The organism is Bacillus sp. Cr_A10, from assembly GCF_029222665.1.
Lineage (GTDB): Bacteria > Bacillota > Bacilli > Bacillales_A > Planococcaceae > Psychrobacillus.
Map to the genome: position 1 here is coordinate 650,940 of NZ_JARHXR010000009.1, position 24,304 is coordinate 675,243.

Sequence of the window (24,304 nt, forward strand, 5' to 3'; positions counted from 1 at the left end):
AGGAGTGTTAATTTGATCCGGAATATATTTAAAAGAAAAGATCCTATTGAAGCATTTTGGGAATGGTTTGTGGAACATGAAGAAGAATTATATTTGATACGGGACGAGCATTCTGTGAAATTGTTAAAAGAATTAGATGCGGTGACGAGTAAGGTAAACCGCCAATTATCATTTTCGATTGAATTAGAAGATAACAGAGACAAAAAACGCGAGCTGACAATTAGCGCATATGGCAATCCTAACAATTTCCCAGACGTGATACGGTTAGTGGAAGCTGCACCACAGTTGGAAAGATTCACTATTATAGCATTTAACCAGCGAAATGACGATGATATAGCAATTTCATCTAATGGGTTTGAAGTTAGTCGTGAAGATGTCTTTTTCACGTATGAGGTAGATCAAGAGAATGAAGAATTCTACCTTATTTTGTATATTAAAGAGTTCCGAGAAGACGTGGAACATAGTAACGCAGTATTGGAGTTTCTTGAAATCGTTATAGGAGAGTATGTTCTTGGTACGGAGATTACAGAAATAGAATTTAAAAAGTTTAATTCAGAAGAAGGTTTGTTGCCAATAAATGAATTACCTAATGTATTAGATCAAGTGAAAGAAAACAAAATATAAGATTTTGATAGATCTTGCATACGTTCTATTTAATGTTACAAGAACTTGGGTAATTACCCAAGTTCTTTTTTATGAAATCCTATTTATCTTGAAAATTTCTTATTTGCATGAAACTTTTGATTTGCTTTTTTTGTAACTGATTTGTAACTACATTTTTGTACTCTATAACAGAAGCATGATAACGCTTACAAAAAGCTTTGAAGGGGGATTTACATGACAAAAAAATGGGGATTATTGTTAACGCTATTATTCGTTCTAATTGTCAGTGCTGCATGTAGCGAAAAAGCTACTACAACAACAGAAAAAGAAAAGGACGAGACAACTCCAGTTACAAGTGAAGTGACTGAAGAAGGCGGTACTATCAAAGTTGGGGTACTTGCTTCTTTAACTGGGGCTCTTGAGTCTTATGGTAAACAAACGAAAAATGGATTTGAGTTAGGTCTTGAATATGCTACCGATGGAACAATGGAAGTAGCAGGCAAAAAAATCGAAGTTGTTTTTGAAGACACAGAAACAAAACCTGAAGTAGCAGTTCAAAAAGCAACAAAGCTTTTGGAAGAAGATGAAGTAGATTTCTTAGTAGGATCCTCTAGCTCAGGTGATACATTAGCTGTCCTTCCTCTAGCAGAAGAATATGAAAAAATTATGATCGTTGAGCCAGCTGTTGCTGACAGTATTACAGGTTCAGAGTTCAATCCATACATTTTTAGAACTGGTCGTAACTCCTCACAAGATGCTGTAGCAGGTGCTGCTGCAATCGCTAAACCAGGAGTAAAAATTGCTACGTTTGCACCAGATTATTCATTTGGATGGGATGGAATAGCTGCATTTAAAGCGGCTGCAGAAAAATTAGGAGCTGAGGTAGTGTTGGAAGAGTACGCTGATCCAGCTGCTACTGACTTTACTTCTAACTTACAAAAGATTATCCAAGAAAAGCCTGACTACTTATTTGTTGTGTGGGCAGGTGCAAACTCTCCTTGGAATCAAATTGCTGACTTAAAACTACAAGAAAAAGGTATTAAAATTTCAACAGGAGCTCCTGATATTCCTGCATTATCCGTAATGGAACCATTAGTTGGTATGGAAGGCTTCTCTGTTTACTATCATACACTTCCTGATAATGAAATTAATACTTGGTTAGTAGATGAACACAAAAAACGTTTTAACGGTGAAGTTCCTGACTTATTTACTCCAGGAGGAATGTCTGCTGCAATCGCAATTGTAGAGGCTTTGAAAAAATCTGAAGGAAATGCAGATGGTAATGAGCTGATCAAGGTAATGGAAGGTATGTCATTTGAGACGCCAAAAGGAACAATGACCTTCAGACCAGAAGATCATCAAGCATTACAATCTCTTTACTCTATTAAACTAGAAAAACAAGATGGTGTTGACTATCCTGTTCCAGTTTTAATAAGAGAGCTATCTCCAGAAGAAACAGAACCACCGATTTTGAATAATAAATAAAAAAAATTGAGTGACGGCCTAATAATATTAGGTCTGTCACTCTCCATATTATAGATTTCTCTATGATATGGAGAGTGACAGTTGAAAGGAGTTAAGTGGAATGGAACCTATACTGAGAACTGAAAATCTAACCATTAAGTTTGGTGGTCAAACTGCTGTTGACCATGTTAATTTTTCTATGCCTGCAAAACATTTCAAGTCTATTATTGGACCAAATGGTGCAGGAAAAACAACCTTTTTTAATTTATTGAGTGGTGAGTTAAACCCTACAGAGGGCGATGTGTTTTTTAGAGGTGAATCAATGTCTATATATTCCTCCGTTCAACGTACAAGAAAAGGTCTTGGGCGTTCTTTTCAAATTACAAATGTATTTCCTAATTTAACGGTAATAGAAAATGTTCGTTTAGCTGTTCAATCCAAAGAAAATATTCGTTATCAAATTCTTCGGCATTTTACATCATATAAAGACTTGCATATACAGGCTGAAAAGCTTTTAGAAATAGTTTTGCTTTCTAGTAAAGCAAATGCTTTTGCAAATCAACTATCACATGGAGAAAAACGAAAACTAGAAATTGCGATGTTACTTGCTTTAGATACAGAAGTATTACTGTTGGATGAACCAACTGCTGGAATGTCCTTAGAAGAAGTCCCTGCCATTTTAGATGTCATCAAACAGATTAAACAAACAGGTGAAAAGACGATTTTATTGATTGAACATAAAATGGATATGATTATGGATTTATCTGATTCTATTATGGTTTTATTTAACGGTAGATTACTAGCGGATGGTACACCTACAGAAATTATGAATAATGAAACCGTTCAGCATGCATATTTAGGAGGGTTGTACGATGAGCATCTTGCTTAAAGTAGAAAATGTTCACACGTATATAGGGCAATATCACATTTTACAAGGTGTTTCATTTGTAGCGAAAGAAGGAGAAGTAAGTGTTTTACTAGGTAGAAATGGAGCCGGAAAAACAACTACTTTAAAAACAATCATGGGATTGACTCCTGCTAATTCAGGTTCCATTGTTTTTCAAGATAAAGATATAACTAAAAATGCGACACATCATATTGCTTCAAATGGCATTGGATATGTTCCGGAGGATCAAGGAATATTTGGTGCACTTACGGTTGAAGAAAATATCAAAGTTGCTATGCGAAAAGAAGATGATAGTGCACTTGCAAGACAGGATTACGTACTGGAGTTATTCCCAGATCTTAAGAAGTATTGGAAAAAGGAAGGCGGACATCTATCTGGTGGTCAAAAGCAAATGCTATCAATGGCTAGAGCTTTTGTTAACGAGAGTAAACTACTGTTAATAGATGAGCCATCTAAAGGCCTTGCACCAGTTGTCATCGAAAAAGTGATGGAAGCTATAATTGAAATGAAAAAACAAACTACAATTATATTAGTAGAACAAAATTTTATTATGGCTAGTAGAATTGGCGATACATACACACTAATAGATGATGGCGAGACCGTACAATCTGGTCAAATGAGTGAGTTAATACAGAATGAAGAGCTAAAACGTAAGTATTTAGGAATTGGGTGAGGGGGTAATAAAATGGAACTAATCATCAATTTATTAATAAATGGCTTAGCTACAGGAATGCTAATATTTCTATTGGCTGCAGGGTTAACGTTAATCTTTGGCTTAATGGATGTTTTAAACTTTGCTCATGGTGGGTTATTTGCATGGGGAGCGTTCTCTGGAGTATGGTTTTATGGATTAACAGACAGTTTTACTATTGCCATCCTAGGAGCTATTTTAACGGGTATAGTGCTTGGATTTATAACGGAGAAACTCATTATTACTCCCGTTTACGGTAATCACATTCAACAAATTTTGATCACCTTAGGTTTTATGATCGTTTTATCAGAAATGTTGAAGGTCGTTTTCGGACCAAATCAAATTGCGGCAAAAACACCTCCTTTATTATCAGGGAGCTGGGAAGTTGGCGATGTCATCATTATCAAATATCGCTTATTTATCATATTGATAGGCTTTCTAGTATTTGGCGTTTTCCAGTTTATACTGAAGCGTACTAAAATTGGTTTGATCGTACGTGCAGGAGTTATGAACAAAGAAATGGTTCAAGCTCTTGGTATAAATATCAAACAAGTTTTCTTATACGTGTTTATGGTAGGAGCTGGTCTTGCAGCATTGGGCGGCGTACTTATGGCTCCTTATTCTGGGGTAATTTATGCAGAAATGGGTATGGAATTTGCGATTTTAGCATTTATAGTAGTAGTCATTGGTGGTATGGGAAGTTTTCCTGGATCTCTTCTTGCCGCAATACTTGTTGGTCTTGCAGGCAGCTTCATGGCGTACTATGTTCCAGCTTTATCACTTGCGGTCAATATGATGCTAATGGCAATCGTATTAATTTTCCGTCCACAAGGTTTGTTTACTGCGAAAGGATGATGCGAAATGAAGTCAAAATTCCAATTAACTAATGCTGTATTAATAATAATGGTAGCTGCTCTGACAGTTTTCCCGTTTGTTTCAGACTCTAGAACTTGGACAATATTGCTTACACAAATATTTATTTTTTCTATCTTAGCTATGAGCTATGACATTTTGCTTGGATATACTGGGATCGTCTCATTCGGTCATGCAATGTTTTTTGGGATGGGTGCATATGCTACCGCTATTATGCTCAATCACTTTGAGGCAACGTTGGGTATATTTTTCCTATCTATCCTAGTAGGTATGGTCTTAGCAGCCGTAATCAGTTTTTTGGTTGGCTTACTCACTTTAAGATTAAAAAGCCATTTCTTTGCAATGCTTACAATGGCTGTGTCAGGTTTATTTTTAGTACTTGCAGAAAAATGGAGAACACTTACGTATGGTAATGATGGATTTACATTTCGTGCACCAGAGTTCTTTAAAGATCGTATGATGTTTTATCTTCTTGTTCTTGCTTGTTTAGTACTTGTTTTCTTTTTCTTAAGAAGATTTGTTGAATCTCCTTTAGGAAGAGTCTTAATAGCTGTACGTGAAAACGAACAGAGAACAAAATCATTAGGATTTCAAACATTGCATTATAAAGTAATCGCTTCCGTCGTAGCTGGGGTTGTCGCAAGCTTGGCTGGTTCCCTGTACGCTATTTCTCTACGGTTTGTGAATACGAGTGTACTTACAATGGATATAACACTTGATGCTCTCCTGATGACTATAATTGGAGGCGTAGGAACATTAATAGGTCCAATTATTGGTGCAGGAGTGATTGAACTAGCTCAGCATTACTTGTCTGGCCTTGCTAAAGAGCATCCTATTTTCGAAAGATGGATTATTTTCTTTGGAATCATCTATATATTAGCAGTAATATTTTTCCCAAGAGGAATTGTTGGTACAATACGACATGCATTTTGGAAAAGAAAAAACAAAGGCGGCGTATCAGTAGCGATCAATCCAACTAAGAGAAAGGCGGAAGCAAAATGACTGTAGGAATTGTCAGTACTGGTGTGTATATTCCAGATAACGTCATGACAGCCGAGGAAATTGCTGCTCTTTCTAATTTACCAATTGACGTCGTAAAAAATAAAATGGGGATTACACAAAAACCAATTCCCGGTCCTGAAGATCACACAGTAGCAATGGGGATCAAAGCAGCAGAAATAGCATTACAAAAAGGGGCTGTAGATCCAAAAACAATTGATTTAGTTATTTATATTGGGGAGGAACATAAGGAATATCCATTATGGACTGCAGCTATTAAACTACAAGAAGAGATAGGTGCTTATCACGCTTGGGGATTTGACGTGGCTCTTCGTTGTGGGACGACAATTATGGCCATCAAAATAGCAAAAAATATTATGGAATCTGATTCGTCCGTTAATACTGTTCTACTTGCTGGTGGTTACAGAAACAATGACTTTATAGATTATACAAATGAAAGAACTCGCTTTATGTTCAATCTCGGAGCGGGTGGAGCAGCAATTATATTAAAAAAAGATCATCATGAAAATATTATTCTAGAGTCAGAGATTATAACAGATGGGTCTTTTTCTGAAGATGTAGTAGTACCAGTCGGCGGAACGAAAGAACCACTTACAGTTGACCATTTACAAAAGGGATTATATAGATTAGACGTGTTAGATCCTGAAGGCATGAAGGCAAGACTTGAACAAAAGTCGATGCAAAATTTTATAAAAGTCATTCGTAATGCAATATTTAAAAGTGGTTATTCAGATAATGATATTGACTATTTAGCTATTCTCCATATGAAAAAATCAGCTCATGATTTTATCTTAAATGAACTAGGATTATCCAGTGAACAATCGATCTATTTGAGCGATTATGGACATATTGGTCAAATGGATCAGATTATTTCGTTAGAGCTTGCACAAGAAGCTGGAAAGCTAAAAGATGGTGATCTTGCTGTTCTTGTAAGCGCCGGCATTGGTTATGCATGGGGGGCTGTAGCAGTAAGATGGGGTCAGCAAGGGGGAGAAAAGTGATGAGTTTACCAAAATTATCTTTAGCAAATGGAGAAACAATTGCGTATCGTTTACGTCCAGGTGGCGAAGAAGTGATTGTATTAGTACACGGCAATATGACCTCTTCAAAACATTGGGATGTGTTAATCGAAACATTAGATCAAAAGTATACGTTATATGCAATTGATTTAAGAGGATTTGGAGAGTCTACGTACCAAACGAGAGTTCAAAGTATAAAGAATTTCTCAGATGACTTGAAGGAAGTTGTCGACCTTTTATCATTAGAAAAGTTCTTCTTAATAGGTTGGTCTACAGGCGGAGCAATTTGTATGCAGTTTGTTGCAGACTATCCAGACTACTGTGAGAAGTTAGTTTTGTTAGCATCTGCCTCAACGAGAGGGTATCCTTTCTATGGAACAAATGAGGATGGAACACCAAACATGAACGATAGATTTCAAACGATTGAAGAAGTAGAAAATGATCCATCTAAAACAAGAGCGATGCAAGGATTATATGACACTAATAATAAAGAAGGATTGAAGGCAGTATGGAATGCTGCTATATATTCTCACAAGCAACCGGAGAAAGAACGTTATGAAGCTTATTTGGATGATATGTTGACACAACGAAATTTGGCGGATGTCTATCATTCATTAAACACATTTAATATTAGCTCTTACCATAACGGAGTAACGGAAGGAACAAATCAAGCAAAAGATATTACCATTCCCGTACTTATTTTAAGAGGAGATCGGGATTATGTCGTGAACGAGGAAATGACACAAGAAATTGTGAAGGACTTAGGAGACAATGCCACTTATATACCATTAGTAAATTGCGGTCATTCTCCATTAATCGATGATTTGGAGCAGTTAACAAATCGTATCGAAACATTTTTAACGGAGGAGAAAGCATATGAGGTTAAAAGATAAAGTCGCTATAATTACAGGAGCAGCCAATGGAATAGGTTTAGCTGCAGTTCTTCGATTTGCAGAAGAAGGAGCTAAGGTAGTGATAGCTGATTTTGATGCAAACACAGGTACAAACCAAGAAAAAGAATTAATAGAAAAAGGATATGAAGTTAAATTTGTTCAAGTGGACGTTGCAAACCGCGAAAGTGTAGAAGCACTTGTACAACAGACGGTTGATCATTTTGGAACAATCGATATCTTAATAAATAATGCTGGTATTACAAGAGACGCAATGCTGTCTAAAATGACAGTGGAAGACTTCTCACGTGTTCTAGATGTAAATTTAACCGGCGTTTTTAATTGTACACAGGCAGTTCTTCCACATTTAGTGGAAAAAGGATACGGAAAAATAATAAATACTTCCTCAGTTAGTGGGGTTTATGGAAATGTCGGTCAAACTAATTATGCTGCTTCAAAAGCTGCGGTTGTTGGCATGACCAAAACTTGGGCAAAAGAATTAGGACGTAAAGGCATTAATGTTAATGCAGTAGCACCAGGTTTTACAAGCACGTCTATGGTAGCTAAAATGCCAGAAAAGATTATAGACCAAATGAAATCAGTTGTTGCCTTACAGCGACTTGGCATTCCTACAGAAATAGCGAATGCATATTTGTTTTTAGCATCAGACGAATCAAGTTATGTACATGGTCACGTCTTACACGTCGATGGCGGTATTATGATGTAATGAAAGGAGCGGTTGCAAAGTGTTTACAGAACAAGCTTGGATATATAAACGTGCAGCACTGTCTCCGACAAAAACCGCTTTGATCGACAGTAATTCTGGCGAGCAATGGAATTATAAAACGTTAACAGATCATATATCTAAATGGGTTCACTATTTTCAAGAAAAGCAGTATGTAAAAGGCGATCGAATAGTAATCCTTTCTCAAAATCGAATTGAGTTATTCGCGATCCTGTTTGCTTGTGGATTAAAAGGGATTTTATATGTTCCTCTTAACTTTCGATTGAGTGTTTCAGAGCTGAATTATATATTAAATGACTGTGAACCTGTATTGGTCATCCACGATGAAGAGCATCAAGGAATATGTTCCAAATTTGAAAAAGTAGATTGTCTGCTACTTACAAAGGTATTAGACGAGAGAATTGAATTTTATCCTTCTAAATCAGTATGGAGTTCAACGGATCCATGGTTAATCATATATACTGGTGGAACTACCGGAAAGCCAAAAGGGGTTGTCCTTTCATTTGATGCAGTGAATTGGAACGCTATTAATACAATTGTTAGTTGGGGACTAAGCGACGTGGATTGTACATTAAACTATATGCCAATGTTTCACACCGGAGGTCTAAATGCACTTTGTATTCCAATTTTAATGGCAGGGGGCACAGTCGTCACTGGTAGTCGTTTTAATGCTGAAGAAGCACTTATGGCTTTAAATATTTACAAGACGACGATGTCTCTATTTGTTCCTACTATGTATCAAGCGATGTTAGAGACTGATTATATTAAAAGAGCAACATTTCCAACTGTAAAAGCTTTTTTATCAGGTGGAGCTCCATGTCCAAAGACTATTTACAACCAATTTGAAGAGAAGGGAATTCTTTTTAAAGAAGGTTACGGTCTTACTGAAGCTGGACCTAATAACTTTTTTATTTGTCCTCAAAGAGCGAGTAATAAAAAAGGATCCGTTGGTAAATGCATGCAATTTAATGAAGTAAAAATAATGAATGAGTTTGGCGAATTATGTAATGAGAATGAAATAGGAGAATTATATATCTCAGGTAAGCATGTATTCACAAAGTATTGGAACAACGAAGAAGAAACCAATATAGCAAAAGTAGATGGCTGGTTAAAAACAGGTGACTTGGCTATGTTTGATGATGAAGGTGATTATTATATCGTAGGAAGAAAAAAAGAGATGATTATTTCAGGAGGAGAAAATGTATATCCCCAGGAAGTAGAGCAGTGTCTCGTTTTACATCCAAACATACGAGAAGCAGCAGTAATCGGTATAGAAGATGATAAATGGGGAGAGTGTGTGACTGCTTTCGTCACCTGTAAAGAATCGATCGTATCTTTTGAGGCTGAAATAATTACCTATTGTAAAAGATCACTCGGAAGCTATAAAGTACCGAAAAAAATATTTATCTTAAATGAACTTCCTCGAACCGATGTTGGCAAAATAGACAAAAAGAAATTACAACAATTAGCTAGTAACGAAAAAAAAAGTGAAATCTGTTAACACGGAGTCAGTTATTCCGATAACTGACTCCTTCCTATGCTCATTCATAGGTTTACTTTTCAGCTTTTTATGTTACTTTTCTGTATAATATATATAGAGGTGACATGAAAGATGTATATAAGTGAAAAAGAAATAGAAGTGCGCTATGCAGAAACAGATCAAATGGGCGTTGTCTATCATGCAAATTATGTTATTTGGTTAGAAATTGGACGAACTCAATTGATACAAGACTTGGGATTCACGTATGCAGGCCTTGAAGCAGATGGATATATCTCCCCTGTAACGAATGTCAATATTAACTATATGTCTTCTGTAAAATACGGAGAGACAGTAACAGTTAGAACCTGGATTGAGAGCCATGGAAAACTTCGTACTACTTATGGATACGAGATTTTACATAAAGATGGAACGATTGCATCAAAAGCTACATCCGAGCATGTTATCGTCAAAAAAGATAATTTCCGACCGGTTTCACTAAAAAAAATCAATCCGCAATGGGATTCGAAATATACTGAAATTGCAAAGGAACTTGTTTAATGGCTTTTGGAATTACACGTGATGAATTAAATGAATGGAAACGAAATGTACATAATGAGCAAATTGCATTTTTAACGCATTATTGGGTCGACAAACGTTTTCCAGGTTGTAATACGGTTACAAAAGTAGGCTGTAGTAATCTTTCCATTTTAATTGAGTGGGGTAAGCAGTACGGTTTAAAAGAAGAATGGATTGATTTCAAAGAAGGATATCCTCATTTTGACTTATTCGGTAAACACGAATATGACATTATGAAAAAAGAAGGTCAACTTGAACAGCTTAAGAGGTTTAAAAAAGCGTGACAATAAATGTCACGCTTTTTTATAGGAGTAGGCTAATTCCTCCGTCTGGGTGTCTACATCTACATAAAGATCATGACCATTGAAAAACCATTCATCTTTCTCCTCGATAAAAAACAAGATATTTTCTATCGTTACAGTTACTGATGGAATTACGGGAGTATCAATTGTCATTCCTAAGGAGAACCCTTCGTTTATTGGACTAGTTCCGCCATAACGAGCATAGAAACGAATTGTGTCGCCATTCTGTACTTCCATTTCGTCATGGAACCATTTTAGTGCATCAGTGGAGATGAATATTTTCATGTGTAATCACCAAGCTTTCTTTAAAATCATTCGAGCATATTACATCTCATGGTAATAAGTGCGTAGTTGCTAAATCCATTTGACTTTCGGTTCTGTTCCTTCTTTGATTCGTTTTATATTCGTACGATGTCTATAAAAGATGAAAATTGCAAGAAGTAGTACTATACCAATCAATGGTAAATCGTGGTCTACAGTATAGTGATAAATAATAGCATATAAAACCGCAATGATAGAAAGAATCATTGACGTTAGAGAAACCATTTTAGTTAATTTTAGGATAATGAAAAATCCAACAACTAATAGCACAAATATAGGCCAGTTATATCCCAATAATATTCCACCTGAAGTGGCAACTGCTTTTCCACCTTTAAACTTCGCAAAAATAGGGAACATATGTCCTACAACAGCAATGATACCTAAAATTAAAGGATGTACATTAGCAGATTCAAAAAATGGTAACGCACCTAAAAGGGTTGCAGCTGTTCCTTTTAATATGTCCATGATTGTAACTACTAAACCGGCTTTTTTTCCAAGTGTGCGGAAAGTATTTGTACCACCTAGATTACCGCTTCCGTGCTCTCTTATATCTGTATTATAAAATAACTTTCCAACCCAAAGTCCAGAAGGGATGGAACCAATTAGATAAGCGAGTAAAAGTAAAATGAATGTAGTCATAGCATACTCCTTTTATTATGAAACTAATAATATAATGAACTTTTCTTAGTTTACCATGTACACAAAGCTCTCTTCAATGTTTAGTAAGTAAATATCTATTTAATAATACTAACCAAAAAATACTTTATAACGGTATAATTAATTATATATAATGAGCTAACATTAGAGTTAGGTAATATATAGTCAATTGATGCAGAAAAAATGACTAAATTATTATGCTATTATGAACTTTGTTTATAAAGTTATTGTATTACTATGAAGGAATAACGAGCTTTAATAGAGAAAGCTATGGTATGGCAGATTGCATTACACTAGAAATTTATTTACAATTAAATTCTGTCCTATGTACTGTAAGTATTGACACATCGACAATCTGTTTGTAGGCTTAAATAGAAGTTAAGAACGGATGTTTTGTTTTTTTTTGGAGGGGAACATATTTTGCGTAAAGATGAACTATTAACAAGTTATAGTGATGATGATATTCAGGTATTAGAAGGGTTAGAAGCCGTTCGGAAAAGACCTGGTATGTATATCGGATCAACAGATACTAGAGGATTGCATCATTTAGTATACGAAATAGTAGATAATGCAGTAGATGAAAGTCTTGCTGGTTTTGGGGACCATATAATTGTAACTATACATGAAGACCAAAGCATTACTGTTCGTGATTTTGGGCGTGGAATGCCAACAGGTACACATAGAACTGGAATACCTACTGCAGAAGTAATTTTTACAGTGTTACATGCGGGTGGTAAGTTTGGACAAGGTGGATATAAAACGAGTGGAGGACTCCACGGAGTAGGTGCATCCGTCGTGAATGCACTATCTTCATATGTTGAGGTAATTATCCATCGTGACGGCAAAAAGTTCATGCAACGCTTTGAAAATGGTGGTAAAGTCGTACAATCATTGACTCAAATAGGGTCTACTAAAGAAACAGGAACTTCTGTTCATTTCTTGCCGGATCCTAACATATTTTCAGTCATTAAATACAATTACGAGACGTTAAGCGAAAGATTAAGAGAATCTGCTTTTCTTTTAAAAGGATTAAAAATAGAACTACTCGATGAGCGAACAGGTGCTCATGATATTTTTTACTTTGAAACAGGAATAGAAGCATTCGTAGCATATCTAAATGAAGAAAAAGATGTATTACATCCGGTTTTCTATATGGAAGGCTCTCATGATGAAATAGAAGTTGAATTTGCTTTTCAATTTAATGATGGTTATTCAGAAACCATTCTGTCTTTTGTTAACAATGTCCGTACTCGAGATGGCGGAACGCATGAAACAGGTGCAAAAGCTGCTTTAACAAGAGTATTTAATGATTATGCTCGTAAAACGAATTTGTTAAAAGAGAAAGCTAAAAACTTGGAAGGTTCTGATATACGAGAAGGAGTTTCTGCGGTAATATCTGTTCGTATCCCAGAGAATATATTACAATTCGAAGGCCAAACAAAAGGCAAACTAGGTACAAGTGAAGCAAGAAGCGCTGTAGATGCTGTCATTTCTGAAAAACTACAGTATATATTAGAAGAAAACTCAGAGTTAGCTTCTTCTCTAATTCGAAAAGCTATTCGTGCACAACAAGCTCGTGAAGCAGCGAGAAAGGCACGTGAAGATGCTCGTAACGGAAAGAAACGAAAACCTTCAGAAATGTTATCTGGTAAGTTAACACCAGCACAATCGAGAAATGCTGCCAAAAATGAACTATATTTAGTCGAAGGAGATTCAGCAGGAGGATCCGCTAAACAAGGTCGAGATCGAACATTCCAAGCAATCCTTCCTTTACGAGGTAAAGTTATTAATACAGAAAAAGCAAACCTAGCAGATATTATGAAAAATGTAGAAATTGCAACAATCATTCATGCTATTGGAGGCGGGGTTGGAGCAGAGTTCCAAATCGATGATATTGCTTATGATAAAGTCGTGATTATGACCGATGCTGATACGGATGGCGCACATATCCAAGTATTGTTATTAACCTTTTTCTACCGCTATATGAAACCATTGATTGAAAATGGAAAGATATATATTGCTTTACCACCACTTTATAAAGTATTTAAAGGAATAGGAAAAAAAGAAGTTTTTGAATATGCATGGACTGAAAAAGAGTTAGAAGCTGCAGCCAATAAAATTGGAAAAGGATACATGCTCCAACGTTATAAGGGACTTGGGGAGATGAATGCCGACCAATTATGGGATACTACCATGAATCCAGAAACTAGAACTCTTGTTCGAGTGACGATTGAAGATGGCGCAAGAGCAGAAAGGCATGTTACAACACTTATGGGAGATAAGGTAGAACCACGCCGTAAATGGATCGAAGCAAACGTAAACTTTAGCTTAGAAGATGATTCAAATATTTTAGAAAATGATAGATTACACACGGAGGATGAATTAGTATGACACAAACCGAACGTTATCAAAATTTACCACTAGAAGAAGTAATCGGTGATCGGTTTGGACGTTATAGTAAATACATCATTCAAGACCGTGCACTACCAGATGCGAGAGATGGGTTAAAGCCTGTTCAACGTCGTATATTATTTGCAATGTTTCAAGAGGGAAATACAAATGATAAACCATTCCGTAAATCTGCTAAAACAGTTGGTAATGTAATCGGGAACTATCATCCACATGGTGATAGTTCCGTTTATGAAGCAATGGTACGTATGAGTCAGGACTGGAAACTGAGACATATGTTAGTAGAAATGCATGGAAATAATGGTTCTGTTGATGGTGATCCTCCTGCAGCAATGCGTTATACAGAAGCAAGACTTTCTGCCATTTCTCATGAGCTACTAAGAGATATAAACAAAAATACCGTGGATTATATTGCAAATTTCGACGATTCTGATACAGAACCAGTCGTATTACCTGCACGTTTCCCAAATCTATTAGTGAACGGCTCAACAGGAATATCAGCCGGTTATGCAACGGATATACCACCACATGCACTTCACGAAGCATTAGATGCTGTATTAATGCGTATAGAAAACCCTGCTGCAACAGTGGATGAGTTAATGACTGTTTTAAAAGGTCCTGACTTCCCGACAGGAGGGATTATTCAAGGTGTAGATGGGATTAAAAAAGCTTATGAAACAGGAAAAGGTAAGATTGTCGTTCGATCTAAAACAGAGATTGAATCTATTAAGGGTGGCAAAGAACAAATTGTCATTACGGAAATTCCTTATGAAGTGAATAAAGCCAATTTAGTTAAAAAAATCGATGAACAACGTCACGATAAGCGTTTGGAAGGCATTGCCGATGTGCGAGACGAATCAGATCGTACAGGATTGCGTATTGTTATTGAAATGAAGAAAGATATAGATGCCCACGGTATACTACAATATTTATTTAAAAATACGGATTTACAGGTTACCTACAATTTCAATATGATTGCTATTCATAATCGTAGACCAACGATGATGACATTACCTCTCTTATTAGACTCTTATATTGGTCATCAAAAAGAGGTAGTAACCCGTCGTACTGCATTTGACTTAAAAAAAGCAAAAGAACGTCTGCATATTGTTGCAGGTTTAATGAAAGCTTTATCTATTTTAGATGAAGTTATTAAAACGATCCGTGCATCAAAAGATAAACGTGATGCGAAAAACAATTTAATCGCTAGCTTTGAATTTTCTGAAGCGCAAGCAGAGGCAATCGTTTCCTTACAGCTTTATCGTCTAACAAATACGGATATTACGGAGCTTCAAAAAGAAGAGGAGTCATTGAATGCATTAGTTAAAAAGTTAGAGAGTATTTTAGCTAGTGAGACCGTTCTTTTAAAAGTCATCAAAAAAGAACTACAAGAGGTAAGAAAACAATTTGCAGAACCACGTAAATCAATAATTGAAGATGAAATTGAAGAGATAAAAGTTACACTTGATGTCTTAATTCCAAGTGAAGAAGTAATTGTAACAGTCACGAAAGATGGCTATATTAAACGCACGAGTATGCGTTCGTTTACTGCATCCAACGGACAAGATTTTGCTATCAAGGAGTCTGATTACTTATTATACCAGGAGCCTATCAACACGCAGCATCATCTACTTCTTTTCACTTCTAAAGGTAACTATATCTATCAGCCTGTACATGAGCTTCCGGATATCCGTTGGAAAGATCTTGGCCAACATATCTCAAGCATAATACCATTAGATACAAATGAATCACTTATTAATGTAATAGGAATTGAGACGTTTGACCTTGATCTATGTGTCCTTACAGCAACCAAGGAAGGACAGATTAAACGATCATTACTTTCTGATTATGTTGTTCAACGTTATGCACGTCCAATAAAAACAATGAATTTGAAAAAAGAAGATGAATTAATCCTTGCACAACTTGTTTCTCCGTCAGATGATGTATTGTTGACGACATATCACAGTTATTCTGTCCGGTTCTCACTTGATGAAGTACCAATTACAGGGGTAAAAACTGGTGGTGTGAAGGCTATAAACTTAAAAGATGATGATCTTGTCGTAAGTGTAAATGTTATTTCTCAAGATAGTCAGGAAGATATTACATTAATAACACAGCGTGGGTCAGTGAAAAAAATGGGGCTTAAAGAAATAGAATCTGGCGGACGCGCAAAGCGAGGAATCGTGACTCTACGTGAACTAAAGTCAAACCCTCACAGAGTTTTCGCTGTTATATTGACGAATAAAGCAGATGAAATTGTTTTAGAAACAGAAAAAGGTGTTCAAGAAGTTGTTCAAACGAATTCACTTCGTCCAACTGATCGCTATTCAAATGGATCCTTTATCGTAGATACAGAAAAAGACGGTCAACTTGTTCGAGTTTGGAAACAACCAATTGAACAGAAAGAGTAAGGGAATAATATGTGGAGAAATGCAAATGTTTGGATTGTGTTAATAGGGGAAATGATTGCGGGACTTGGTCTCTGGAGTGGAGTCATTGGCAATCTAGAATTTATGCAAGAGAAAGTACCATCCGATTTTCATAAATCGTTAATCCTCGCAGGCGGTCTATTAGCCGGTGTACTAATGGGCCCACTAGCAGGGAGGATAATTGATCAATCTAAGAAAAAAACAGTGTTAGTAGTATCTAGTGTAGGTAGGATATTAAGTGTTCTATTTATGTTCGTAGCAATTGCAACAGGATCTATTTGGTGGATGGTTTTATTCTTAATTAGTTTACAAATATCCGCTGCGTTTTATTTTCCTGCATTGCAAGCTACATTACCAATGATAGTGAATGAGAAAGACTTGTTACAATTAAACAGTTGGCATATGAACATTGCTACAATTGCACGTGTAGCTGGTACAGCTATTGCTGGCCTTGTTTTAGTCTATTGGTCGATCCAATATCTATATATTTTTTCCATGGTTGCATATGCTGGATTACTGGTATTTACGTGTATGCTCAAATTGGAGGAGAAAGAAGCTGTCACTGTAAATGGGGAGAAAGTAAAAAGCGGATTTAAGGAAATTTTTCCAATGTTAAAGGATAATACTGCAGTTCTCATGACAGTTATCTTAACTTTAATTCCATTATTGTTTTTGGGATCGTTTAATTTAATTGTCATTAATATTAGTGAAATTCAAGATTCCTCTTCCATCAAAGGTGCCATATATGCAGTAGAAGGTTTTGCCTTCATGCTAGGTACGTTAGTCATTAAATATATTGGATCTAAGTGGAAAGTAAGTAATATTCTATTCAGCTTTGTAATAATAATTGGACTTTCTGAGATATTACTATACTTTGCTGAAAGTCCTGCATTGACTCTAACGACTTTTGCTCTTTTTGGTTTTTCCATTGGATGTTTCTTTCCCACTGCAATGACGATCTTTCAAAAACAAGTACCCAAAGAGTTTCACGGAAGATTCTTTTCATTTCGAAATATGTTAGACCGTGTAGCATTTCAATTAGTATTATTGTCAACTGGTGCACTTTTAGATATCATCGGATTGCAATATATGGTAGTTGTTTTTGGTCTAATTAGTGTTTCATTAACATGTATTTTTATGCTACAAATGAAAAAAAGTAAATTAGCATTCAATTAAGCAATATAAAAAGCATCTCCATGGGGTAATATACCTTGTTGGAAATGCTTTTTATGTTTGTTTTGATACTGTTGTAATTTTTCCTTCTTTGTTTTCGTTTTTCGCACGTGCATACTAAATTCAACATCATTTCGGAAAGTTGTAACATCTTTACCAGTATTACGTAGTTGGTGAGAACGTTTTTTATGTGCTGCAGACTTAGCCATGTAACCACTCCTTAAAAATTTATATCTTACAAGAAACAGAGTATATTATTTTATACAAAAACACAAGAGAATGAATGTAAGAATGATATCTATTAGTATGTATGGAGCAAATGGGGAAGTGGTAGCAATGAATCCCGAGTTGTTGTAGAAAATAGTGTTTAAATAATCATGCATAAGTAGTTAGCTATTGGAAAAAATACTGACTAAAGCTAAAAACAACAAAATGAAATCTAAATGAACTTAATTTATTTTTAAAAATAAACAAAACTGACCAGTTATAATAATTAAGATGAAAAGCTATAAAAATCTTTTAGTGTTTAATTAGTGAGTGAGATCAATTGGATGCAATGAAAATAAATATAAACAAAAAAATTGATTGTAGTATTAAGTAATAAAATTGATATTTGATACAAAATTCTTTCTGATATCTCACTGTTTCAAGTATACTTCTTCAATGAAATACAACTTCGTATAATTTATATTATGTAAACTAAAATTTATTTTAACATTCGAACGTTCATATACTACCCCTTTGATGTCGAAACATTTTAGACAAGAATATCTAGGCTTTTAATTAGATTATCTATCATAAAGAGAAAATTAAAACTAGAATGCCATGACATTCATGTCCTTCATGTCCAGGTTCAGGTTCAGGTTCAGGTTCAGGTTCAGGTTCAGGTCAAAAATGATACTGAAAATAAAAAAACAATAAATTATTGTAAATTAAATATAGATAGTTATCTCCTTTTAGTGGAATTTGAACTTTAATTTGTTCATCTATATAATTCAAATGTTCCGATAGCATTACAAATACCCGACTTCGCTTAGTATAGATCTTTAATTGGTAATCACTAATTTTATCAAATAGTCCTTCTCGTATAAAAAGCATTTCAAATTGAATATATTTTTCACATATACTTGTTCCCTCTTTCCTTTTCATTACACGAACGTTCGTTTGTGTAATGAAAGAATATATAAACATTTTGACTGTATATTTTCCCCATTGTTAAATGTAAACAACACCCCCATCTAAAATATGAAAGGTGTTGTTTCTCTTCTAATAATCTAAGAACTTTCTTTTTAACTTTGAATTGACTGTAAAACTCTTCCTTCCTTTAATTTTTCAATAGCTAATAAAAAATTACAGTAACTTTCTTTTCCGTACACTTCTTTACTATTTTTAAAAAAGTTGTTGAACATATAGGTTTTTGCTTGTTCTAAAGAATAAGATCTAGCTTCCATAACCAGTTTTAGATAGGAAATAAAATATTCTTTAGACAAATTAGACCCATTATTTACAGTCAAATACCTCCACCCCTAACATTTAGACGCTTCCATTCCGCAACATGATTGAGTAGAATTTTGTGATGTTAAATTAATACTACATACACCAGTTTCCGGTAGATCAAGTTCAACCTTCTTAGCTGATTCAAAGTCACCCGAAAGATGAGCCACAATAGATCTCACTTGCTCATAACCGGTAGCCATTAAGAATGTTGGAGCTCGACCATAACTTTTCATTCCAACTATATAGAAGTCTTTTTCTGGCTGTCTTAATACCTCTTCACCATGAGGTCGTACTGTTCCGCAACTGTGAAGGTTAGGATCAATTAAAGGAGCAAGTTCTTCCACGCTCTCTGTAGCAGTATCTATACTAAGTCTGATTTCTCTTATAAATGAAAAGTCTGGACGGCTGCCTGTGTTTGCAATGATTTCATCAACCGGAGAAATTGTTACTTCACTACCTTCTGATTCCCCAGTAATTCCGATTCCATCATTTGTCTTAGTTAATTGGTGAATAAGGAAAGGAGTATAGACTTTTACATGACTAGCATCAACTAATTGATGTATACGGCTACCTAATTCACCTCTTGCTTCCAGAGCGTCTTTATCTTCTCCACCGTACGCATCTTCTACGTTTTTCTTTCTCATGATCCAAGTAATTTCTACTTCATCATTTAACTGTGATAGTTCTAAAATTGTGTTAATGGCTGAATGACCGCCACCTACAACAGCAACTCGTTTGTTTTTGTATCTTTCTTTATGCTTTCCCTTAATATCAGGAATTCCATAATAAATGTGTTGGTTTAATTCTCTTTCTTCTTTTGTCCAAATACTATCTGCATTTATTGGATTTGGTTGTGACCAAGTTCCAGTAGCATCTATTATGGCCCTTGCTTCTATTCTTTTTGACATCCCATTCTGTTCAATGTATATAACAAAGGACGAATTTTCACGATTAGCAGTCTTCATTTTATCTAACCCTTTTTTACTAATCGAAACAACTCTTGTATTCAGTGATAAAAAAGGGTGTATTTCAGGTAAATTCGCTAATGGCTTCAAATACTCGTTAACTAATTCACTTCCAAATGGAAGTTGATTTAAATCAGGTGCATTCCAATCGTGTTTTTCTAGAGTTTTTTTAGCTATCTTATCGATGTTGTATTGCCATGGTGAAAATAACCTTACATGTCCCCAGTTTAGAATATTACTACCAACACTATCACCTGACTCCAGTAGAATAAACCGTTCTCCTTTATTAGCTAGATGGGCAGCAGCAGCTAAACCTACAGGACCGGCACCTATAATAGCTATTGGTAATTCCTTGTTTGAAGATGTTGTTACATCTACATTTGTTTTTGCAGCGGGTGCGCAGCATCCCCCAGTGTTTACTTGTTTCAGTTCAATGTTATTCATTCTCTTACCTCCATAAATTTTTAGTTGTATTACCAAATATTAAATTACTTATTAATTGCACTTTGCAAGTAATGTGTATTTTTTTAAGCAAGATTTACTCTTGCTTAAAGTAGAGGTGTACAGCAAACGCTTGATTTGGACATAGCTTGATTTAGTAATTTAATAGAACGAATTACTGTTTCTCTTTCAAATTCATTCATATGGGAGAATACTTCCTCTAAATAAGCATTCATCGATTCGTCAATGGTTGTAGCTACAAATTTCCCTTGTACTGTAAGAGATAAAATATATACTCTTTTGTCAGTTGAGGAAGGAGTTTTCTTTACTAATTCCATTTTTATAAGTGTCTGGATTTGTCGACTAAAAGTCGTTATATCCATTGCTATCGTTTCTGCAATTTGTTGCATGGATGGTGATGTTTGTTTATCTATTTCATAAAGAATGTGACTTTGAACGGATGATATTTCAACGGCTCCGATTGAACAACAATTTTTATTAAGAAGTCCAAACCTACGAGTAAGCAATTGAAATAGTTCACGTTTGTTTTCCATGTTTTCACCTCTTATATTATATATACAACATTTACTTGCAATGTGCAACAAATAACTTTAAAATTTCATTAAATACTTTTTATTTTTATATTGGGGGAATCTGACATGACTATTTTGGTTAGAAATGCTAAAAAGGATGATTGGGATGAAATTAAATATATTTATGAAGCTGGGATTTCCACAGGTTTAGCTACATTTGAAACCATAGCACCCTCCACTTTTGAACAATGGGTTTTAAAAGCTCATCCTGAATGTATTCTAATTGCACATGACGAAAAAAAATTATTAGGTTGGTGCAAAATTACACCGATTTCAGATCGTTTGGCTTATGTAGGAGTAGGCGAAGTTAGTGTCTATGTTCATCCTAATGCGCAAGGCAAAGGTGTTGGTAATATCCTCTTGAAAAAATTGATTACTATATCTGAAGAGCAAGGTTACTGGACTTTACAGGCTTCGATTTTTAGGGAAAATAATAGCAGCGTTTATTTACATAAGAAAAATGGTTTTAGAGAAGTAGGAATACGAGAAAAAATAGGGAAATTAAATGGTAAATGGAGAGATAATATATTATTAGAGAGAAGAAGCAATTTAGTCGGATTAGAAGAAGATTACTAAGTTATTATCACACACCAATAAAGTTTAAGAATTACTACTGAATAAAAAGAAAAGAATCCATTATGGAGTTACTTAAATGGATTCTTTTTATAATTTAATAACTTCCTAATAGAACACTTAGCAATTTAAATTAAATGATCAAGATAATGTAATAACTTTCCCTGTCCGTTACTTTAAAGCATTCGTAAGTTGAAGATGATAATGACTAAACAACCTATTAGATAAAGAAAAACCGTATTCATTCATTAAAAATCCACATATTAAATTCCTCATTTTGTTCTTGTAAATACCATCCTGATTTAAAATAATAATCATTTAAATAGGCATCAGTCGGACATAGTGAAATGATAGGTACATCATTTATCGTTTTAACATCTTTTTTAATAACCCTTGACCGCGATAAATTTCACTAATCGCAAATTGGTATAAAGATATTTTTTTTGTGTTTTTTTTCGGTAAAACCGAAATGCCCCTACTACTTGACCTTCTACTATTGCCACTATCATTTGCTTTCTTCTTATGGCTGCTATAACTCCAAGAGGACATAAAAACTCTTCAGAATAAACCGCGCTGTTATTTCGGTCTAAATTTTCGTTAAAGAACGACACAACTTCAGATATATGAGTTGGATTCGCTAAGGCTATCTGCATATTTCTCCACCATTACCGCTTTTTAAGACAAAAGAGATTTATATATTTCTCCTATAATACCTTCCAATTGATGAACACCCAATTCTGCATTCGTCATTATGACCGCACCTTTCCCTAAATACGGAAACGCCACCATCATACATTGAAATCCCACACCCCAACCGAGAGAGGTAATTTCTAATTCTTTTTCAGAGCCCTCAAGAAACACTCCTAATCCAGTCCAACTTTTACCTCTTTGTGGGGTTATCATCCCCTTTGCTAAACTTTTCGAAATGCCTACCTTGCTTTCACCTTTTACAGCATTCATTAGCTCTAGAACTAATGCAGCTAAATCCAAAGAAGTTGTCCATAGACCAGATGCTGCAGGATAAGGATATATAGGATATTTCCCCTCTACTAATTCACCGTTTTTGTTATGACCACAAGAAAAATTTTGTCTATCCACTTCTAACATTGTTGTATGGAATTGGCTATTTGCCATTCCTAATGGTTCAAATATTTGCTCATTTATAACTTGATGAAACGGTTTTTCCGTAACATCTTCTATCAGTTGCTGAATGATACAAAAACCTGCATCTGAGTAGTGGAATTCACTCTCTGGTTCGCACTTCACGTCAATAGGAACTTTACAATAAGGAGTTTCCCCCTCAAATATTTCAACCATCGAAGGGATCCCTATATTGGAATTCAGTTCAAAAAAACTACCTTCAGGGTCTTTAATTCCAGATTGATGACTTAGTAAGTTTCTCAATGTAACTTTTTTATTTTTAGTAAAATCATTTACTGGCACTTTCCACGATACTAGACTTTCATTTACATCGACATCTAAATTAAAAAGTCCTTTCTCTACTAACTTCATAGCAAGCATCCCTGTTAAGAACTTACTAATCGAACACGCACTAAAACTAGATTCTTCATTTACTTGTCTATTGTTTTCCACTTCTAATAAGCCATAATTTTCTGTTCCACTAATTTTACAGCCCTCAAGCAATGTAATACTTAATCCTGGGACATTATAATGTTTCATTCGTTCTTCAATGTTAATGTTCTTTATTTTCACAATTATCCCCCTTGTTAGTATTATGAAATAAATTATAACACGAATATATGTTCTATTATAACTATTTGTAAAATAAATTTTTCTTCAACTATACTACTGCGTTAGGTGAAGTGTAACATTTCATATTGGATTGCAATCTACTTAATATTTTCCACATAAAAATAGACCATCGAAAATGATGGTCTTGTTTTACAAAAGAATTCGTTAGTTGAATAACTTATAAATCGGGTGAAGGTTGAAATTCAATTGATTTTGCTTGATACATTTTGTCACGATATTCATACACAATTACAAGTTGACCAACAAAGCCAACTGGAGAAATTTGTGCTGAGATTGTAGCAGTAAGGAGTTGGTCTATTACTTCATACTCAATAGAACTTCCAAAAGAAATGTCTTGAAATAAGTTGGTAGGTTTTACTTCTAAAGGTCTTATATTAACCTTATATACTTTGTCACCTACTTTTATTTCAGCTATTTCAGTAGTTAACTTTGTTTTTACATTTTTATTGATAATTGTGATTGGGTTATCAACAAGTATGTCAATCAATCCGTTCGTATATCCATAAACATATATTTCTTGCTGCAATACACCAGTACCATATCCTTGGTTCAGAATGACTATTAACTCTTTCTTTTGATCTCTGTTAATGTCTTCGTAAAATATTTGTGGGGCATAAGTAAAATTATTAGCTACGTTTATCCAAAAAGGTCTAGAGTAAACCTCCCCCTTGAAATCTAATTTGAAATCATAATATAAATCATTCATTTTTTTAGCATATAAGGTTATATTCTCTTTATTTGATTTTGCAACAATATCATATCCTTCAATTTCTGCCTTTGCGTTATTAGGTACAACAACAAGAAGAAATGCCATTATAAAAATGATGTATCTTTTCATTAGTTCAACACTTCATTTTAGTGTTCCCTAAGTTGGTTCAACTAACCTGCCTCTTTAGTTTAAGT

General features: G+C 34.8%; 25 protein-coding genes. 16 read left to right on the forward strand and 9 right to left on the reverse strand.

The features are described 5' to 3' along the window. The first annotated feature begins 12 nt into the window (after positions 1 to 12). The 12 genes from P2Q73_RS10490 (at position 13) to P2Q73_RS10545 (ending at position 10,552) form a co-directional block, all read left to right on the forward strand. Positions 13 to 624 carry a hypothetical protein gene (locus tag P2Q73_RS10490; RefSeq protein WP_275786718.1) on the forward strand — a complete coding sequence of 204 codons (612 nt, stop codon included), beginning with the start codon at positions 13 to 15 and terminating at the stop codon, positions 622 to 624. A 213-nt stretch (positions 625 to 837) separates the two neighbouring features. Next, positions 838 to 2,088, forward strand: coding sequence for a substrate-binding domain-containing protein (locus P2Q73_RS10495; RefSeq protein WP_275786721.1), 1,251 nt, complete (start codon positions 838 to 840; stop codon positions 2,086 to 2,088). A 100-nt stretch (positions 2,089 to 2,188) separates the two neighbouring features. Further along, positions 2,189 to 2,956: an ABC transporter ATP-binding protein gene (locus tag P2Q73_RS10500; protein WP_275786724.1), complete on the forward strand. Its 768-nt coding sequence runs from the start codon at positions 2,189 to 2,191 to the stop codon at positions 2,954 to 2,956. Next, a complete protein-coding gene (locus P2Q73_RS10505; protein WP_056829947.1) occupies positions 2,940 to 3,647 on the forward strand; it encodes an ABC transporter ATP-binding protein in 708 nt (235 codons plus the stop codon). The genes P2Q73_RS10500 and P2Q73_RS10505 overlap by 17 nt, the downstream gene beginning before the upstream one ends. A gap of 12 nt (positions 3,648 to 3,659) precedes the next feature. Then, positions 3,660 to 4,520, forward strand: a complete 861-nt coding sequence (locus tag P2Q73_RS10510; RefSeq protein WP_053589439.1) for a branched-chain amino acid ABC transporter permease — start codon at positions 3,660 to 3,662, stop codon at positions 4,518 to 4,520. 6 nt (positions 4,521 to 4,526) lie between these two features. After that, positions 4,527 to 5,540, forward strand: coding sequence for a branched-chain amino acid ABC transporter permease (locus P2Q73_RS10515; RefSeq protein WP_053589440.1), 1,014 nt, complete (start codon positions 4,527 to 4,529; stop codon positions 5,538 to 5,540). After that, a complete protein-coding gene (locus tag P2Q73_RS10520) occupies positions 5,537 to 6,559 on the forward strand; it encodes a 3-oxoacyl-ACP synthase (RefSeq protein WP_275786731.1) in 1,023 nt (340 codons plus the stop codon). Before P2Q73_RS10515 ends, P2Q73_RS10520 begins: the two co-directional genes overlap by 4 nt. Continuing rightward, on the forward strand, positions 6,559 to 7,470 hold the full coding sequence (gene phaZ / locus P2Q73_RS10525) for an intracellular short-chain-length polyhydroxyalkanoate depolymerase (protein WP_275786734.1): 912 nt from the start codon (positions 6,559 to 6,561) through the stop codon (positions 7,468 to 7,470). The genes P2Q73_RS10520 and phaZ overlap by 1 nt, the downstream gene beginning before the upstream one ends. Beyond that, positions 7,454 to 8,194, forward strand: coding sequence for a 3-oxoacyl-ACP reductase FabG (gene fabG, locus P2Q73_RS10530; RefSeq protein ID WP_056829941.1), 741 nt, complete (start codon positions 7,454 to 7,456; stop codon positions 8,192 to 8,194). The genes phaZ and fabG overlap by 17 nt, the downstream gene beginning before the upstream one ends. 19 nt (positions 8,195 to 8,213) lie before the next feature. Then, entirely contained in the window at positions 8,214 to 9,713 is a 1,500-nt protein-coding gene (locus tag P2Q73_RS10535; RefSeq protein ID WP_275786739.1) for an AMP-binding protein, read from the forward strand. Between the two features lie 111 nt (positions 9,714 to 9,824). After that, on the forward strand, positions 9,825 to 10,250 hold the full coding sequence (locus P2Q73_RS10540) for an acyl-CoA thioesterase (protein ID WP_053589445.1): 426 nt from the start codon (positions 9,825 to 9,827) through the stop codon (positions 10,248 to 10,250). Beyond that, a complete protein-coding gene (locus P2Q73_RS10545) occupies positions 10,250 to 10,552 on the forward strand; it encodes a hypothetical protein (protein WP_053589446.1) in 303 nt (100 codons plus the stop codon). The genes P2Q73_RS10540 and P2Q73_RS10545 overlap by 1 nt, the downstream gene beginning before the upstream one ends. A gap of 9 nt (positions 10,553 to 10,561) precedes the next feature. Here P2Q73_RS10545 and P2Q73_RS10550 read toward each other — a convergent pair whose 3' ends face one another. Both P2Q73_RS10550 and plsY read right to left on the reverse strand, forming a co-directional pair. After that, complete coding sequence (locus P2Q73_RS10550; protein WP_275786743.1) at positions 10,562 to 10,855, reverse strand: HesB/YadR/YfhF family protein; 294 nt, start codon at positions 10,853 to 10,855, stop codon at positions 10,562 to 10,564. Between the two features lie 69 nt (positions 10,856 to 10,924). Then, positions 10,925 to 11,530 (reverse strand): glycerol-3-phosphate 1-O-acyltransferase PlsY, encoded by a 606-nt coding sequence (gene plsY / locus P2Q73_RS10555; RefSeq protein WP_053589448.1) that lies wholly within the window; start codon positions 11,528 to 11,530, stop codon positions 10,925 to 10,927. A gap of 438 nt (positions 11,531 to 11,968) precedes the next feature. On the opposite strand from plsY, the gene parE reads away from it, so the two are divergent. From parE to P2Q73_RS10570, 3 genes are read left to right on the forward strand one after another with little or no spacing between them, the layout of a single operon-like run. Next, the gene (gene parE, locus P2Q73_RS10560; protein ID WP_275786748.1) at positions 11,969 to 13,939 is read left to right on the forward strand and encodes a DNA topoisomerase IV subunit B; all 1,971 of its coding nucleotides are present in this window, start codon (positions 11,969 to 11,971) and stop codon (positions 13,937 to 13,939) included. Beyond that, positions 13,936 to 16,368, forward strand: coding sequence for a DNA topoisomerase IV subunit A (gene parC / locus P2Q73_RS10565; protein ID WP_056829931.1), 2,433 nt, complete (start codon positions 13,936 to 13,938; stop codon positions 16,366 to 16,368). The genes parE and parC overlap by 4 nt, the downstream gene beginning before the upstream one ends. A gap of 9 nt (positions 16,369 to 16,377) precedes the next feature. Continuing rightward, the gene (locus P2Q73_RS10570) at positions 16,378 to 17,562 is read left to right on the forward strand and encodes an MFS transporter (RefSeq protein ID WP_275786752.1); all 1,185 of its coding nucleotides are present in this window, start codon (positions 16,378 to 16,380) and stop codon (positions 17,560 to 17,562) included. On the opposite strand, the gene P2Q73_RS10575 is transcribed toward P2Q73_RS10570, so the two are convergent. The 4 genes from P2Q73_RS10575 to P2Q73_RS10590 form a co-directional block, all read right to left on the reverse strand. Beyond that, entirely contained in the window at positions 17,559 to 17,768 is a 210-nt protein-coding gene (locus P2Q73_RS10575; RefSeq protein ID WP_275786755.1) for a hypothetical protein, read from the reverse strand. The genes P2Q73_RS10570 and P2Q73_RS10575 overlap by 4 nt on opposite strands. Before the next feature lie 1,080 nt (positions 17,769 to 18,848). Then, positions 18,849 to 19,073, reverse strand: a complete 225-nt coding sequence (locus P2Q73_RS10580; RefSeq protein WP_275786758.1) for a hypothetical protein — start codon at positions 19,071 to 19,073, stop codon at positions 18,849 to 18,851. A 12-nt stretch (positions 19,074 to 19,085) separates the two neighbouring features. Beyond that, positions 19,086 to 20,465 (reverse strand): NAD(P)-binding domain-containing protein, encoded by a 1,380-nt coding sequence (locus tag P2Q73_RS10585; protein WP_275786760.1) that lies wholly within the window; start codon positions 20,463 to 20,465, stop codon positions 19,086 to 19,088. A gap of 104 nt (positions 20,466 to 20,569) precedes the next feature. Continuing rightward, positions 20,570 to 21,016, reverse strand: a complete 447-nt coding sequence (locus P2Q73_RS10590) for a MarR family winged helix-turn-helix transcriptional regulator (RefSeq protein WP_053589517.1) — start codon at positions 21,014 to 21,016, stop codon at positions 20,570 to 20,572. Between the two features lie 105 nt (positions 21,017 to 21,121). On the opposite strand from P2Q73_RS10590, the gene P2Q73_RS10595 reads away from it, so the two are divergent. Beyond that, positions 21,122 to 21,631 carry a GNAT family N-acetyltransferase gene (locus tag P2Q73_RS10595; protein ID WP_275786765.1) on the forward strand — a complete coding sequence of 170 codons (510 nt, stop codon included), beginning with the start codon at positions 21,122 to 21,124 and terminating at the stop codon, positions 21,629 to 21,631. 380 nt (positions 21,632 to 22,011) lie between these two features. Here P2Q73_RS10595 and P2Q73_RS10600 read toward each other — a convergent pair whose 3' ends face one another. From P2Q73_RS10600 to P2Q73_RS10610, 3 genes are all read right to left on the reverse strand, one after another. After that, on the reverse strand, positions 22,012 to 22,281 hold the full coding sequence (locus tag P2Q73_RS10600; protein WP_275786767.1) for an N-acetyltransferase: 270 nt from the start codon (positions 22,279 to 22,281) through the stop codon (positions 22,012 to 22,014). Between the two features lie 22 nt (positions 22,282 to 22,303). Then, on the reverse strand, positions 22,304 to 23,341 hold the full coding sequence (locus P2Q73_RS10605) for a serine hydrolase domain-containing protein (protein WP_275786770.1): 1,038 nt from the start codon (positions 23,339 to 23,341) through the stop codon (positions 22,304 to 22,306). Positions 23,342 to 23,558: 217 nt separating this feature from the next. Further along, entirely contained in the window at positions 23,559 to 24,239 is a 681-nt protein-coding gene (locus P2Q73_RS10610; RefSeq protein ID WP_275786773.1) for a hypothetical protein, read from the reverse strand. Between the last annotated feature and the right edge of the window lie 65 nt (positions 24,240 to 24,304).